Here is a 15,681-nt window from a genome sequence, read left to right as displayed (position 1 = left end):
AGTGCGAGCCACTCGTGCGGCGCGCTCGTCGCGCCGCCGAATGCGCTCAGTGAAACAGTTCGTCGTAGTCCACCGTGGCCGTGCCGAGCTTGCCGACCACGATGCCTGCCGCGCGATTCGCGAGCACGACCGCGTCGACGAGCGGCACGCCTGCGCCGAGCATCGTCGCGACCGTCGCGATCACGGTATCGCCCGCGCCCGACACGTCGAACACCTCGCGCGCGAGCGCCGGTGCGTGCAGTTCGCCGGTGGCGGAAAAGAGCGTCATGCCCTCTTCCGAACGCGTGAGCAGCAGCGCGTCGATGCCGAGTTCCGCACGCAGATTCGCGACACGCGCGCGCAGATCGTCTTCCGATTTCCACTGCCCGACCACTTCGCGCAACTCCGCGCGATTCGGCGTGATCAGCGACGCGCCGCGGTAGCGCGCCCAGTCGTCGCCCTTCGGGTCGACGAGAACGGCCTTGCCGGCCGCACGCGCTTTCTCGATCATCGTCGTGACGTGTGTCAGGCCGCCCTTCGCGTAATCCGACATCAGCACGACGTCGTGCTGCGGCAGCAGCGCGTCGAAGCGCGCGAGCCCCGCGAGCAGCACCTCGTGCGTCGGCATCGCCTCGAAGTCGACGCGCAGCAGTTGCTGCTGGCGTGCGAGCACGCGCAGCTTGATCGTGGTCGGCAGCGTCGGGTCGCGCTCGAGATACGGCGTCACGCCGCTGCTGCCGAGCAGTTCGACGATCCGCTCGCCGGGTTCGTCGCAACCGACGACGCACAGCAATCCGGCCTGGCCGCCGAGCGTCACGGCATTGCGCGCGACGTTGGCCGCACCGCCGAGCCGCTCTTCCTGACGCTGCACGTGTACGACCGGCACGGGCGCTTCCGGCGAAATGCGATCGACGTTGCCGAACCAGTAACGGTCGAGCATCACGTCGCCGACGACAAGCACACGCGAGCGCGCGAGCTGCGCGCGCGGCACCGGAACGACTTCGCGGAGAGTATTCATCGTGTGATCAGCCACGGGAAAACGACTGGGGATCGACATACGGCCGGCCGATCGCGTAGTAGTCGATGCCCAGCTCGGCCATCGCGTCCGGCTCGTACAGGTTGCGCCCGTCGAAAATCACCGGCGCCTTCAGTTCGGCCTTCAGGCGCGTGAAATCGGGGCTCCGGAATTCCTTCCATTCGGTCACGATCACGAGCGCGTCCGCACCCGTCACCGCGACGTCCTGCGTATCGACGAGCTGCAGCCGCGCAAGCGCGTCCGCATCGTCGCCGAAATCCAGCGCGAACACGCGCCGCGCCTCGTCGACCGCGACCGGATCGTACGCGCGTACGATCGCGCCGCGCTCGAGCAGCGCGGCGATCAGGCGGCGGCTCGGCGCCTCGCGCATGTCGTCGGTGTTCGGCTTGAACGCCAAGCCCCAGACCGCGAACTCGCGGCCGGTCAGGTCGGCGCCGAAGCGCTGCTCGATCTTGCCGATCAGCACGTCCTTCTGCGCATGGTTGGCCGCCTCGACGGCTTCCAGGATGCGCAGCGGCTGGCCGTTCTCGCCCGCGGTGCGAATCAGCGCCTGGACGTCCTTCGGGAAGCACGAGCCGCCGTAGCCGACGCCCGCGTACAGGAAGTGATAGCCGATACGCGGATCGGAGCCGATCCCGCGGCGCACGGCCTCGATGTCGGCACCGACCTTGTCGGCAAGATTCGACATTTCGTTCATGAACGAGATACGCGTCGCGAGCATCGCATTCGCCGCATATTTCGCGAATTCGGCCGAACGAACGTCCATGTAGATCGTCCGCTCGTGGTTGCGGTTGAACGGTGCGTAAAGCTTCTTCATCTTCTCGCGCGCGATCGTGCCCGTCTCGTCGCCGTCGACACCGATGATGATCCGGTCAGGGCGCATGAAGTCCTCGACCGCGGCGCCTTCCTTCAGGAATTCCGGGTTCGACACGACCGAGAAGCGATGCGCGACGCTGCCCCCGAGCCCGCGCGCGGCAAGCGCCTCGTCGACCACGCCGCGCACGCGCTGCGCGGTGCCGACCGGCACCGTCGACTTGTCGACGATCACCTTGAAGCCCGTCATGTGGCGGCCGATGTTGCGCGCGGCCTCGAGCACGTATTGCAGGTCGGCCGAGCCGTCCTCGTCGGGCGGCGTACCGACCGCAATGAACTGGATCTCGCCGTGCGCGACGCTCGCCTCGAGGTCGGTCGAAAAGCGCAGGCGCCCCGCCGCGCGGTTGCGCGCGATGATGTCCAGCAGCCCCGGTTCGTGAATCGGCATCCCGCCGTTATTCAGGATGTCGATCTTGCGCGAATCGACGTCGAGACAGAAGACGTCGTGACCGATCTCCGCGAGGCATGCGCCCGTGACGAGGCCGACATAGCCGGTGCCGATGATGGTGATTTTCATAGATGTTCCGGTACTTCCCGGTAATGGACTAACTTGGCCGCCGGGCCGAACCCGGCGACAACCGCTGCGCGTTGGCTCCGCGTGCCGGGATCAGCTCGACATCGCAGGTTCGACGCGGCGCGGCGCATAGGTTTCCCAGCCGCTGCATCCGGGGCACTGCCAGTAGAAGAGCCGCGCCCGGAAACCGCAATTCTGGCACGTATACCGTGGCAGATTTTTCGTGCGCTGCTTGATCAGCGCACGCATCATTTCAAGTTCCTTACGACGCGGTTCGTCGGCCGCCGCGATCTGCGCATCGAGCAGGTGCAGCATCCCCGACAGGTTCGGCGACTTCTCCATCTGCGCGCGCGCGAGCGTGTGCGCCGCGTCCTGGCCGCGCAACCCCGCGATGTGCTGATAGGCAATGTCGAGCAGGTCGTTCGACGGATAGCGGTCGACATACCCCATCAGCAGCTCCGCGCCGTCGACGTTCTTGCCGAGCGCGACATAGGCCTTCATCAGCTTGTCGGCGACGAGCGGCAGATACGCCGGGTTCTGCGCTTCGACTCGCTTCCAGTGCTCGATCGCAGCCGCGTGATTGCCCTCCGCCTCCGCGGCATCGCCGGACAGGATCGTCGCGCGAACGTTCTGCGGGTTCACGGTCAGCGCGAGCCGCAGTTGCTCTGCTGCCGCGGCCGCGTTCTTGCGCTGCAGCGCGTCCTGCGCGAGTTCGCAGTGGAACTGCGCGATTTCGGTGCCGAGCGGTTTGTCGCTCATCGACTCGATGCGCTTCGCGGTATCGATCGACTTGTTCCAGTCCTTCTCGATCTCGTAGATCGTCAGCAGCGCCCGCTGTGCGCCAAGCGCGTAGTCGCCGTCGGCGAGCTTGTGGAACGCCTCCTCGGCGCGATCGAGCAGGCCGGCCTTGAGGAAATCCTGGCCGAGCTCGTACAGCGCATGGTCGCGCTCGTTGACCGGCAGGTCCGTACGGCTCAGCAGGTTCTGGTGCACGCGGATTGCACGGTCGGTTTCGCCGCGACGGCGGAACAGGTTGCCGAGCGCGAAGTGCAGCTCAACCGTCTCGGGGTCGAGCTTGGCGACCTCGATGAACGCGTCGATCGCCTTGTCGGGTTGTTCGTTCAACAGAAAATTCAGGCCGCGAAAATACGATCGCGGCAGGTTGGCACTCTCCGACAGGAGATTCTTCAGGTCATAGCGTGACGCCGCCCAACCGAGCGCGAACGCAACCGGAATCGCGAGCAACCACCAAAAATCCAGATCCATGCGAAATATCGAAGCAGAGACGAAAACCGCGCGATTGTCGCGCGGCGTCCGTGTTAAATGACGGGCGGCATCGGCGGCTGGTCGATGACGGCAGGCGTTTCGCGCGCCGCGCGCAGATCGCGCTTCAGGCGCCCGTTCTCGAGACGCAGACGGAAGATCGAAGGCAGCGCGGACAGCAGGCCGGCCAGCAGCCCCACGACGAAGAACGCGAGGCCGATCAGGATCAGCGGCGCTTGCCATGCATAGCCGGCAACAAAATTCAGCGTCGCGGTTTGCGTATTGGCCAGCGCGAGCACCAGCAGCAGCACGAACACCAATACCCGGATCAGCCAGACGATAAACTTCATGAAGCCCTCTCTTTGTTGAGGTTTGCCGCGGCGCGCGACTCCCCTTCGTCGCACCGAATCGACCCGTATTGTAAAGGAAGCGTTTCCGCGGCTGCGCAGATCCTGCGCGCCCCATTGCGCCACGATCGCCGGAAATGAAAAAAGCGCCCGCTAGGGGCGCTTTTTTCTTCAGCCTTCGCCGGTCAGGTTCCGGGCAAACCGAACGACGCTCAACGCTCGTCGTCCGGATCGTCAGCCTTCAGCGGCTCACCGGCGCGGCCGTCGACGCGTTCACGCAATTCCTTGCCAGGCTTGAAGTGCGGCACGAACTTCTCGGGCACCTGCACTTTCTCCCCCGACTTCGGGTTGCGTCCGACACGCGCCGGGCGACGGTTGAGGCCGAAGCTGCCGAAACCCCGAATTTCGATGCGATGCCCTTTCGCCAGGGCTTCAGACATTGCATCGAGCATCGTTTTCACCGCGAAATCCGCATCCTTGAGGACAAGTTGCGGAAATCGCGATGCCAGCTGCGCGACCAACTCGGATTTGGTCATACTTCAGCAGACCTCGTGAGGCTTACTGGTTCTGGCCGTCGAGCTTCGCCTTCAGCAGCGCGCCGAGGTTGGTCGTACCGGTCGCAGCAGCGCTGGAGTCCGATTGCAGGCCGCGGATCGCTTCCTGTTGTTCGGCCGAATCCTTCGCCTTGATCGACAGGTTGATGCCGCGCGACTTGCGATCGATGTTGATCACCATCGCGTTGACCTTGTCGCCTTCCTTCAGCACGTTGCGTGCGTCTTCGACGCGATCCTGCGAGATTTCCGATGCGCGCAGGTAGCCTTCGATGTCGCCCGTCAGCGTGATGACCGCACCCTTCGCATCGACCGTCTTCACAACGCCGTCGACGATCGAGCCCTTGTCGTTCATTGCAACGTAGTTGCTGAACGGGTCGCCTTCGAGTTGCTTGATGCCGAGCGAAATACGCTCCTTCTCGACGTCGATACCGAGCACGATTGCTTCGACTTCGTCGCCCTTCTTGTACTTGCGAACCGCTTCTTCGCCGGCTTCGCTCCACGACAGGTCCGACAGGTGGACCAGGCCGTCGATGCCGCCCGGCAGACCGATGAACACGCCGAAGTCGGTGATCGACTTGATTGCGCCCGTGATCTTGTCGCCCTTCTTGAAGTTGCGGCTGAAGTCATCCCACGGATTCGGCTTGCACTGCTTCATGCCGAGGCTGATACGACGACGGTCTTCGTCGATCTCGAGGACCATGACTTCGACTTCGTCGCCAAGCTGGACAACCTTCGACGGAGCAACGTTCTTGTTGGTCCAGTCCATTTCCGACACGTGGACGAGGCCTTCGATGCCCGATTCCACTTCGACGAATGCGCCGTAGTCGGTGATGTTCGTGACCTTGCCGAACAGGCGCGTGCCCGACGGGTAACGGCGCGAGATGCCTTCCCACGGATCGTCGCCCAGTTGCTTGATGCCCAGCGAGACGCGGTTCTTCTCTTGGTCGAACTTGAGGATCTTCGCGGTGACTTCCTGGCCAACCGACAGGACTTCGCTCGGGTGACGCACACGACGCCATGCGATGTCGGTGATGTGCAGCAGGCCGTCGATGCCGCCGAGGTCGACGAACGCACCGTAGTCGGTGATGTTCTTGACCACGCCGTTGACGATCGCGCCTTCCTTCAGCGTCTCGAGCAGCTTCGCGCGCTCTTCGCCTTGGGTCGCTTCGATCACTGCACGACGCGACAGCACGACGTTGTTACGCTTGCGATCGAGCTTGATCACGCGGAACTCGAGCGTCTTGCCTTCGTACGGGGTCGTGTCCTTGACCGGACGCGTGTCGACCAGCGAACCCGGCAGGAACGCGCGGATGCCGTTGACCATCACGGTCATGCCGCCCTTCACCTTGCCGGTGATCGTGCCGGTGACGAGTTCGTTGTTGTCGAGGGCCTTTTCCAGCGACAGCCACGATGCAAGGCGCTTCGCCTTGTCGCGCGACAGGATCGTGTCGCCGTAGCCGTTTTCGAGTGCGTCGATCGCGACGGACACGAAATCGCCCGACTGCACCTCAACCTCGCCCTGATCGTTCAGGAATTCCTCGATCGGAATGTAAGCCTCGGACTTCAGGCCTGCATTGACGACCACGAAGTTGTGGTCGACGCGCACGACTTCGGCGGAAATCACTTCGCCGGCGCGCATGTCTTGGCGGGTCAGCGACTCTTCGAACAGAGCCGCAAAGGATTCGGTATTCGGGGTGGAGGTTTGCAGGTCGGACATAAAAATCTGATTGTGCATGGCTCGCTGTGCCACGCCGGCCGGAATGGCAGGCTGAAAGGGCCAGATCGAAGACCACACGGGGTTAAGGGTTCGAAACACGCTCCGCGCTTGCGACGCGGGGCACCTACCGCTGCCCGCCTTCTCAGGCGGGCTGACCGAGCGCCCGGTACCACTGCAGCACCTGGTCGACTGCTTCATCGACCGAAAGTGCCGACGTATCCAGCAGCTCGGCATCTGCCGCGGGCTTCAGCGGTGCGGCCGCGCGATTGCTGTCGCGCGCGTCACGTTCACGAAGATCCCGGAGCAAGTCATCTATATTAGCAGAAAAACCTTTTTGCATCAATTGCTTATGCCGTCTGGCCGCGCGCGCCTCGGCGCTGGCCGTCAGGAACACCTTCAGCACGGCGTCCGGAAAGATCACCGTACCCATGTCGCGGCCGTCGGCAACGAGGCCCGGCGTCTTGCGGAACGCGCGCTGGCGCGCGACCAGCGCGGTGCGCACGGGCCCGTGCACGGCAATGGCCGACGCGCGGTTGCCGACCGCTTCGGCGCGGATGTCGTTCGACACGTCGACGCCGTCGAGCTGCGCGCAGCCTTCGCGGAACGTGATGTGGAGATCGTCGATCAGTTTCACCAGTGCGTCGATGTCCTCCGCCGCGATGCCGTAGCGCACGCTTGCGAGCGCCGCGAGACGGTACAGCGCACCGCTGTCGAGCAGGTGGAAGCCAAGGTGCGCGGCGACGAGCGCCGCGACGGTGCCCTTGCCGGAAGCGGTCGGGCCGTCGATCGTGATGACGGGAGTCGGGTGAAAGGGTCGGGTCGATTTCATCGGAACAGTCGGGTCAGGCTTTGGCGAGCGCGGCGAAGCGGTCGAAATAGTCGGGGAACGTCTTGCCGACGCACTTCGGATCGTTGATCCGCACGGGCACGCCGCCCAGGCTGACGAGCGAGAAGCACATCGCCATCCGGTGATCGTCGTACGTGTCGATCGCCGCGTTCGGCGTGAGCTTTTCCGGCGGCGTGACGACGAGATAGTCGGGACCTTCCTCGACGATCGCGCCGACCTTGCGCAGTTCGGTCGCCATCGCGGCGATGCGGTCGGTCTCCTTCACGCGCCAGCTCGCGATGTTGCGCAGCGTGCTCGTGCCGCTCGCGAACAGCGCCGCAACCGCGATGGTCATCGCCGCATCGGGGATCAGGTTGAAGTCCATGTCGATCGGCTCGAGCTTGCCGTGGTCGTGGCCGATGCCTCGCACGTCGATCCAGTCGTCGCCCATCGTCACGTTCGCGCCCATCTGCATCAGCGCGTTCGCGAAGCCGACGTCGCCCTGGATGCTCGCACGCCCCACGCCCTCGACACGCAGCGGGCCGCCGCCAAGCGCGCCGGCCGCGAGGAAGTACGATGCGGACGACGCATCGCCCTCGACCATGATCCGCCCCGGCGAGCGGTAGCGGACGCCGGCCGGCACGACGAAGCGCTGCCAGCCGTCGCGCTCGACGACCACGCCGAAACGCTCCATCAGCCGGATCGTGATGTCGATGTACGGCTTCGAGATCAGTTCGCCGTCGACCTCGACGACGATCTTGCCGTCCTTCGCCTTCACGAGCGGCAGCGTCATCAGCAGCGCCGTGAGGAACTGGCTCGACACGTCGCCGCGCACGCGGATCGGCGCATCGACCGAAATCGTCGCGGGCCTGATCCGCAGCGGCGGGTAGCCTTCGTTCAGTTCGTAGTCGATCCGCGCGCCGATCTGCCGCAGGCCGTCGACGAGATCGCCGATCGGCCGCTCGTGCATGCGCGGCACGCCGTGCACGCGGTAGTCGCCGCCGTTCACCGCGAGCGCCGCGGTCAGCGGCCGCACGGCCGTGCCCGCGTTGCCGAGGAACAGGTCGGCCGTCTTCGCGGTGAACGCGCCGCGCGTGCCCGTGACGACGCAGGTGTCGCCGTCGCGCGCGAGCTTCACGCCGAGCTTGCCGAGTGCATCGAGCATCACGCGCGTGTCGTCGGAGTCGAGCAGATTGGTGATCGTCGTTTCGCCTTCGGCAAGCGCCGCGAGCAGCAGCACGCGGTTCGAGATGCTCTTCGAGCCGGGCAGGCGCACGGTGCCCGATGCGCTGGAGTACGGGCCGAGATCGAGATAGTCCATGGGAATCGTCCTGTTATTTCTTGACCGGTTCGGCAGCGGGCGTGCCGCCACGCTCCTGCCATGCCTTGCGTGCGGCGCGCGAGCGCGTGAACACGGCTTCGAGCGCCGCGCCGTCGCCGGCGTCGATCGCCTCGCGCAGCCGCGCGAGCACGCGCGTGTAGCCGTCGAGTTCGTCGAGCAGCGCCGCGCGGTTCGCGACGCACACGTCGCGCCACATCTCCGGGCTCGACGCCGCGATGCGCGTGAAATCGCGGAAGCCGCCCGCCGCGTACGAGAATTTGAGTTCCGCGTCCGTCTCGCCGAGGATCTGTTCGACGAGCGCAAACGACAGCACGTGCGGCAGATGGCTGATCGACGCAAACACGCGGTCGTGCTGCCCGGTGCTCATCGTGCGCACGTCGGCGCCGGTCGCGCGCCACATCGCGTCGATCCGCGCGACCGATTCGGGCGCGTTCTCCGGCAGCGGGCACAGCACGACGTTGCGGCCGACGTACAGGTCCGGCAACGCGGCCTCGACGCCGCTCGACTCGCGGCCGGCGATCGGATGCCCCGGCACGAACTGTGCGATCCGCGCGCCGAGCGCTTCGCGCGCGGCGGCGGCGACGTCGGATTTGGTGCTGCCCGCATCGGTGACGATCGTCGCATCGGCGAGCCACGGCGCGATGCGCGCGAGCAGCGGGCCCGTCTGCGCGACGGGTGCGGCCAGCAGCACGAGATCGGCGCCCGCCAGCGCATCGCGCAACTGCGCGTCGTCGTCGAGCGCCGCCGCGCGGTCGATCACGCCGAGCGACAGCGCACGCTCGACCGATGCGCGCGAACGGCCCACGCCGACGATCTCGCCCGCGTCGCCCGGCGCGCGCTCACGCAGCGCGCGGGCCAGCGATCCGCCGATCAGGCCGACACCGAAAATGACCAGTTTGTTGAATGCAAAGCCTGACACGACAAGAGCCAAGTTACGCGCGCGGAACGACGCCCCGCACACGGAATTCCAGATTCCGGGCAACGGGCCCGCACCCGGCGCGACCTGCACCGGTGCCGCCCGAACCCGCCTTCGGCAGCGCCGATCGGCCTGCCCTGCCCGCCTGGCCGCCACGCCTGCGCGAGCAGGCGTCGGGCCGCCGCGCGTCAGCGTGCGCTCGGATACGAACCGAGTATCTTCAGGAACGCAGCCTTCTGGCCGAGTTCCGCAAGCGCGGCCGCGACCGACGCATCATCGCGGTGCCCTTCGATGTCGATGTAGAAGTAGTACTCCCACGTGCCGACGCGCGCCGGACGCGACTCGAAGCGCGTCATCGACACACCGTGCCGCGCGAGCGGTTCGAGCAGCTTGAACACGGCGCCCGGCTCGTTCTTCACCGACACGATCAGCGACGTCTGGTCATGACCGCTTTGCCCGGCCGGCTGCTTGCCGACGATCACGAAACGCGTGCGGTTGTGAGGATCGTCCTGGATCAGCGCGAACGCGATCTGCAAGCCGTAGTGCGCGGCCGCGCGGTCGCCCGCGATCGCCGCGACGGTCGGATCGGCCGCCGCGAGACGCGCGGCCTCCGCGTTGCTCGCCACGGCCTGCCGCTCGAGCTGCGGCGCATTCGCGGCGAGCCACTGCTGGCATTGCGCCAGCGCCTGCGCATGCGCGCAAACGCGCTTCACGCCGTCGAGCGTGCCGCTCTGCGTGAGCAGGTTGTGATGGATGGGCAGCGCGAGCTCACCGCTGATCAGCAGTTGCGTCTGCAGCAGCAGGTCGAGCGTGCGCGACACGGCCCCTTCGGTCGAATTCTCGACCGGCGCGATGCCGAATGCGGACGCACCGGCCTCGACCGAACGGAACACCTCGTCGATCGACGGGCACGGCAGCCCTTCGATCGACTGGCCGAAATACTCGAACATCGCCTGTTCGCTATACGTGCCGACCGGCCCGAGGAACGCGACGTGGATCGTCTGCTCGAGCGCGCGGCTCGCCGCCATGATCTCGCGCCAGATTGCGCCGATGTGCTCGCTCTCGAGCGGCCCCGCGCTCATGTCCTGCAGCCGCGCGATCACCTGCAGCTCGCGCTCCGGCCGGAACACCGGCGCGTTGAAATGCTTCTTGACCTCGCCCACCTCCAGCGCCACCGCGGCGCGCTGGTTCAGGAGCGCGATCAGCTGCGCGTCGATCGCGTCGATGCGATCGCGCAGCGGTTTCAGGCGGGAATTCAGTTCGTCGTCCATGCGTTTTGCCGTGCTGTTTGAACAGCGTCGCCGTCAGGCGCCGCGCTGCTCGAAGTCCTTCATGTACTCGACGAGCGCCTTCACGCCGTCGAGCGGCACCGCGTTGTAGATCGACGCCCGCATGCCGCCGACGGACTTGTGGCCCTTCAGCTGCAGCAGCCCGCGCGCCTTTGCGCCGGCAAGGAAGTCTTCGTTGCGCGTTTCGTCGGCCAGGAAAAACGGCACGTTCATCCGCGAACGCGCTGCCGGCTCGACCTTGTTCAGATAGAAGCCGCTCGCATCGATCGTGTCGTAGAGCAGCTTCGATTTTTCGATATTGCGGGCCTCGATCGCTTCGAGCCCCCCCTGCCGCTTCAGCCACTGGAACACGAGGCCCGCGATGTAGATCGCGTAGGTGGGCGGCGTGTTGTACAGCGAGTTGTTCGCGGCGACGGTCTTCCATTCGAACGCGGACGGGCAGATCGACAGCGCGCGATCGAGCAGATCCTCGCGCACGATCACGACCGTCACGCCGGCCATCCCGATATTCTTCTGCGCGCCGCCGTACAGCACGCCGTATTTCGCGACGTCCATCGGGCGCGACAGGATGTGCGACGAGACATCCGCGACCAGCGGCACGTCGCCGAGATCGGGAATCTCGAACGTCTCGACGCCGTCGATCGTCTCGTTGGTGCACAGATGCACGTAGGCCGGATCGTCCGACAGTTGCCATTCGGCGCGCGCCGGCGCGCGCGTGTAGCCGTCTTCCGTCTTGCCGGTTGCGGCGAAATGCGGCGTGCAGAACTTCTTCGCCTCGCCGAACGATTTCTGCGACCACGAGCCCGTCACGACGAAGTCGGCGGTGTTGCGCGACCCGAGCAGGTTCATCGGCACGATCGCGTTTTCCGCGATGCCGCCGCCCTGCAGGAACAGGATCCGGTGGCTTGCCGGCACGCCCAGCAAGTCGCGCAGGTCGGTCAGCGCGGCCTCGTGAATCGACATGAATTCCTTGCCGCGATGGCTCATCTCCATCACGCTCATGCCGCTGCCGTGCCAGTCGAGCATTTCGTCGGCGGCCTGCTGCAGCACTTCCTCGGGCATCGCCGCAGGACCGGCGGAGAAATTAAAGACGCGCATCGTGAAAACCTCGGGAGGGACGCGACCGGCGGCTTGCCGCCGCATGTCAGTTGCAAATGAGCCGCGCCAGAAAAGGAATGGCCGCTTGCGCTCGCGCGCAAACGGCCATTATCGCACTGTCGGAAGGCTCCCGCCAAACCCGGCCGAACGGCCGGGGGGCGTGCCCGGACGGCTTACTTGCCCGGCTTGACTGCTGCGACTTCCTTGTCAGCCTGCGTGCGCGTTGCCTGGATCGCTTGCGGCATGTACTTCTGCATCAGGCCGTTGACCACGTCGCGACCGACCTGATCCTGAACCTGGATGAACTTGCGGCCCGTCGGGCTCTTGTAGAACGTCGTCAGATCCTTGATCTCCGACGTGCTGTAGTACTTCGCGTATGCGTCGTACTGAGCCGACATTGCGTCGTTCTGGAACTGCTGCGTGCCGAACACCTTGCCCGCGCCGTCGACCAGCTTCGGCACCGCGTTCTTCTGCAGCGTCGGAACGGCAGCCTGCTTCTGCTTGTCGTTCAGCGTCTTGTTTTCCGACAGCGCGTCCGACAGGATCGCCGGCACGAGCTGCTTGGCCTGCATTTCGGCGCTGTTGCCGATTGCCGACACGAGCTTCGGCGCGTCGATCGCGTCGAGCAGATCCTTGATCGCGGCCTTCTTGTCGGCGTCGATCGGCGCAGCTGCCGCGGCGGGCGCCGGTGCGGAATTCGACAGCGCTTGCGCCATCGCGAACGTCGGCACCAGTGCAGCCAGCAGGACCAGTTGCTTGAATTGCTTTTGCATCATCACTCCCTTTTGGAAATATGAATGGTTGCTCGCCGGCCGCGGCGCTTCACGCCCGCGGCGGCCAGAGTCTCATCCGTTCTTCAGGCTTCGCCGTCCGACGCCTCGTCGGCCTCGCCATCGCCCTCCTCGGCCTCCGCAATCTGCTGCAGGCCAGAGAGCTTGGTACCCTCATCGAGACTGATGAGTGTAACACCTTGCGTCGCGCGCCCCATCTCGCGAATCTCGGAAACACGGGTGCGAATCAACACGCCGGCCGTCGTGATCAGCATGATCTGATCCTCGGCGTCGACGAGCGTCGCGGCCACGACCTTGCCGTTGCGCTCGGACGTCTGGATCGCGATCATACCCTTCGTACCGCGGCCGTGGCGCGTGTATTCGGTGATCGGCGTGCGCTTGCCGTAGCCGTTCTCGGTCGCGGTGAGCACGGTCTGCTCCTCGCTGCCCGCGACCAGCATCGCGATGACCTGCTGCCCGTCCTCGAGCTGCATGCCGCGCACGCCGCGCGCCTCGCGCCCCATCGGACGCACGTCGTTCTCGTCGAAGCGCACGGCCTTGCCGGCGTCGGAGAACAGCATCACGTCGTGCGCGCCGTCGGTAATCGACGCACCGATCAGGAAGTCGCCGTCGTCGAGGCCGACCGCGATGATGCCCTTCTTCATCGGACGGCTGAACGCTTCGAGCGGCGTCTTCTTCACGGTGCCGAGCGACGTCGCCATGAAGATGAACTTGTCGGCCGAGAATTCCTTCACCGGCAGCACGACGTTGATCTTCTCGCCATCCTGCAGCGGGAACATGTTGACGATCGGGCGGCCGCGCGAGTTGCGCGAGCCCTGCGGCACTTCATAGACCTTGACCCAGTACACGCGGCCGCGGTTCGAGAAGCACAGGATGTAATCGTGCGTGTTCGCGATGAACAGCGTCTCGATCCAGTCGTCTTCCTTCATCTGCGTCGCCTGCTTGCCGCGACCACCGCGCTTCTGCGCGCGGTACTCGGACAGCGGCTGCGACTTCACGTAGCCCGCGTGCGACATCGTGACGACCATGTCCTGCGGCGTGATCAGATCCTCGGTGTTCAGCTCGGTCGCGTTCAGCTCGATCTTCGAGCGGCGCGCGTCGCCGAATTCGGCCTTCACCGACGTGAGTTCCTCGCCGATCATCGTCGTGATCCGCTCGGGGCGCGCGAGGATGTCCAGCAGGTCGGCGATCTGCGCCATCACTTCGCGGTACTCGCCGATGATCTTGTCCTGCTCGAGGCCGGTCAGGCGCTGCAGGCGCATCTGCAGGATTTCCTGGGCCTGCGTGTCGGACAGACGGTACAGCCCGTCGCCCTGCATGCCGAAAGCCGGGTTCAGGCCTTCCGGGCGGTACGCGGAGCGCCCGCCGGCCGTCGCGTTCTCGCTCTCGGCGCGCGTCAGCATCTCGCGCACGAGCGACGAATCCCACGGCTTCGCCATCAGTTCCTGCTTCGCGATCGGCGGCGTCGGCGCGGCCTTGATGATCGCGATGAACTCGTCGATGTTCGCGAGCGCGACCGCGAGACCTTCGAGCACGTGGCCGCGTTCGCGGGCCTTGCGCAGTTCGTAGATCGTCCGGCGCGTCAGCACTTCACGTCGATGCGACAGGAAGCACTGCAGGATTTCCTTCAGGTTCAGCAGCTTCGGCTGGCCGTCGACGAGCGCGACCATGTTCATGCCGAACGTGTCCTGGAGCTGCGTCGCCTTGTACAGGTTGTTCAGCACCACTTCGGGCACTTCACCGCGCTTGAGCTCGATTACGACACGCATGCCGCTCTTGTCGGACTCGTCGCGGATGTCGGAGATGCCTTCGAGCTTCTTCTCGTTGACGAGCTCGGCGATCCGCTCGAGCAGCGAGCGCTTGTTCACCTGGTACGGCAGCTCGTCGACGATGATCGCCATCCGCTGGCCGCGGTCGATCTCCTCGAAGTGCGTGGCCGCGCGCATCACGACGCGGCCGCGCCCGGTGCGGTAGCCGTCGCGCACGCCGGCGACGCCGTAGATGATGCCGGCGGTCGGGAAGTCCGGCGCCGGGATGATCTCGATCAGCTCGTCGATCGTCGCTTCCGGGGTGTTCAGCAGGTGCTGGCACGCGTCGACGACTTCGTTCAGGTTGTGCGGCGGGATGTTGGTCGCCATGCCGACCGCGATGCCCGACGAGCCGTTGATCAGCAGGTTCGGGATGCGCGACGGCAGGACCGACGGCTGCATTTCGTTGCCGTCGTAGTTCGGCTCGAAATCGACCGTTTCCTTGTCGATGTCGGCGAGCAGCTCGTGACCGATCTTCGCCATGCGAATTTCGGTGTAACGCATCGCCGCGGCATTGTCGCCGTCGATCGAGCCGAAGTTGCCCTGCCCGTCGATCAGCATGTAGCGCAGCGAGAAGTCCTGCGCCATCCGCACGATCGTGTCGTAGACCGCGGTGTCGCCGTGAGGGTGGTACTTACCGATCACGTCACCGACGATACGCGCCGACTTCTTGTACGCGCGGTTCCAGTCGTTGTTCAGTTCGTGCATCGCGAACAACACGCGCCGGTGCACGGGCTTCAGGCCATCGCGGACATCCGGGAGGGCACGTCCGACGATCACGCTCATCGCGTAATCGAGATACGAACGGCGCATTTCCTCCTCTAGGGAGGTGGGCAGGGTCTCTTTGGCGAATTGATCCATGTATCCGTATCGTTTCGGAGCGAAGACGGCGAACGCCTTTCGCGTGGGCGCTGCATGCGCAACGCAACGCGAGATTCTAACATGCGCCCATCAGCCGCAAATTCGCCTCCCCCGCTATATATAAATAGCGAAAATCGCGGCGGCGGCGAACCGACCGGAATCGCACGCGACTCGACGTCACCGTTGATCGCGCCCGGTTTACCGGCGATCGCGCCCGGGTTGTTTCACGCGCACGAGTAAACAGATACACGCATCCGCGCAATTTCGCCGGCACGCCCTTGACAATCTCTAAAAGTTGCGGCAGGCCGGTGTTGCGCATGCACCACAAAGTTGAGGGGATCTTAGGGTGGGGAGGATTTTTTTTCGTAGGAAGGGAACGATATGGCAAAATGCCAACGCACTGAAAGTTAGACGCTGCTCGAAGTCTACACAGAGCGGTGCCGCGTTTTTTGTGCCGCACCAATGTT

General features: G+C 65.2%; 13 protein-coding genes. All 13 read right to left on the bottom strand.

What is annotated here, in order from left to right; translation table 11 throughout:
• Nucleotides 1–46: 46 nt before the first annotated feature.
• A complete protein-coding gene (gene rfaE1, locus ACPUER_RS02400) occupies nt 47–997 on the bottom strand; it encodes a D-glycero-beta-D-manno-heptose-7-phosphate kinase (protein ID WP_072436055.1) in 951 nt (316 codons plus the stop codon).
• Between the two features lie 7 nt (nt 998–1,004).
• Nucleotides 1,005–2,405 carry a UDP-glucose dehydrogenase family protein gene (locus ACPUER_RS02395; RefSeq protein ID WP_072436056.1) on the bottom strand — a complete coding sequence of 467 codons (1,401 nt, stop codon included), beginning with the start codon at nt 2,403–2,405 and terminating at the stop codon, nt 1,005–1,007.
• Nucleotides 2,406–2,495: 90 nt separating this feature from the next.
• The gene (gene lapB, locus ACPUER_RS02390; RefSeq protein WP_034183039.1) at nt 2,496–3,668 is read right to left on the bottom strand and encodes a lipopolysaccharide assembly protein LapB; all 1,173 of its coding nucleotides are present in this window, start codon (nt 3,666–3,668) and stop codon (nt 2,496–2,498) included.
• Between the two features lie 53 nt (nt 3,669–3,721).
• The gene (locus tag ACPUER_RS02385) at nt 3,722–4,015 is read right to left on the bottom strand and encodes a lipopolysaccharide assembly protein LapA domain-containing protein (RefSeq protein WP_034183038.1); all 294 of its coding nucleotides are present in this window, start codon (nt 4,013–4,015) and stop codon (nt 3,722–3,724) included.
• A 209-nt stretch (nt 4,016–4,224) separates the two neighbouring features.
• Complete coding sequence (locus tag ACPUER_RS02380; protein ID WP_072436057.1) at nt 4,225–4,548, bottom strand: integration host factor subunit beta; 324 nt, start codon at nt 4,546–4,548, stop codon at nt 4,225–4,227.
• Between the two features lie 22 nt (nt 4,549–4,570).
• On the bottom strand, nt 4,571–6,283 hold the full coding sequence (gene rpsA / locus ACPUER_RS02375; RefSeq protein WP_034183438.1) for a 30S ribosomal protein S1: 1,713 nt from the start codon (nt 6,281–6,283) through the stop codon (nt 4,571–4,573).
• A 142-nt stretch (nt 6,284–6,425) separates the two neighbouring features.
• On the bottom strand, nt 6,426–7,112 hold the full coding sequence (gene cmk, locus ACPUER_RS02370) for a (d)CMP kinase (RefSeq protein ID WP_069745888.1): 687 nt from the start codon (nt 7,110–7,112) through the stop codon (nt 6,426–6,428).
• A gap of 13 nt (nt 7,113–7,125) precedes the next feature.
• Complete coding sequence (aroA, locus tag ACPUER_RS02365; RefSeq protein ID WP_034183036.1) at nt 7,126–8,430, bottom strand: 3-phosphoshikimate 1-carboxyvinyltransferase; 1,305 nt, start codon at nt 8,428–8,430, stop codon at nt 7,126–7,128.
• 13 nt (nt 8,431–8,443) lie between these two features.
• On the bottom strand, nt 8,444–9,370 hold the full coding sequence (locus tag ACPUER_RS02360) for a prephenate dehydrogenase (RefSeq protein ID WP_072436059.1): 927 nt from the start codon (nt 9,368–9,370) through the stop codon (nt 8,444–8,446).
• Between the two features lie 185 nt (nt 9,371–9,555).
• Nucleotides 9,556–10,638: a prephenate dehydratase gene (gene pheA / locus ACPUER_RS02355; protein ID WP_425130273.1), complete on the bottom strand. Its 1,083-nt coding sequence runs from the start codon at nt 10,636–10,638 to the stop codon at nt 9,556–9,558.
• Between the two features lie 33 nt (nt 10,639–10,671).
• Nucleotides 10,672–11,754 (bottom strand): 3-phosphoserine/phosphohydroxythreonine transaminase, encoded by a 1,083-nt coding sequence (gene serC, locus ACPUER_RS02350; protein WP_425130272.1) that lies wholly within the window; start codon nt 11,752–11,754, stop codon nt 10,672–10,674.
• Between the two features lie 173 nt (nt 11,755–11,927).
• Nucleotides 11,928–12,527 (bottom strand): DUF2059 domain-containing protein, encoded by a 600-nt coding sequence (locus ACPUER_RS02345; protein ID WP_021157463.1) that lies wholly within the window; start codon nt 12,525–12,527, stop codon nt 11,928–11,930.
• Nucleotides 12,528–12,610: 83 nt separating this feature from the next.
• Nucleotides 12,611–15,214, bottom strand: a complete 2,604-nt coding sequence (gene gyrA / locus ACPUER_RS02340; protein ID WP_310137068.1) for a DNA gyrase subunit A — start codon at nt 15,212–15,214, stop codon at nt 12,611–12,613.
• Nucleotides 15,215–15,681 lie beyond the last annotated feature (467 nt).

It is taken from the genome of Burkholderia sp. DN3021 (genome assembly GCF_049805555.1).
Classification (GTDB): Bacteria; Pseudomonadota; Gammaproteobacteria; order Burkholderiales; family Burkholderiaceae; genus Burkholderia; species Burkholderia pyrrocinia_C.
This window is presented reverse-complemented; position numbering and strand designations above follow the sequence as displayed.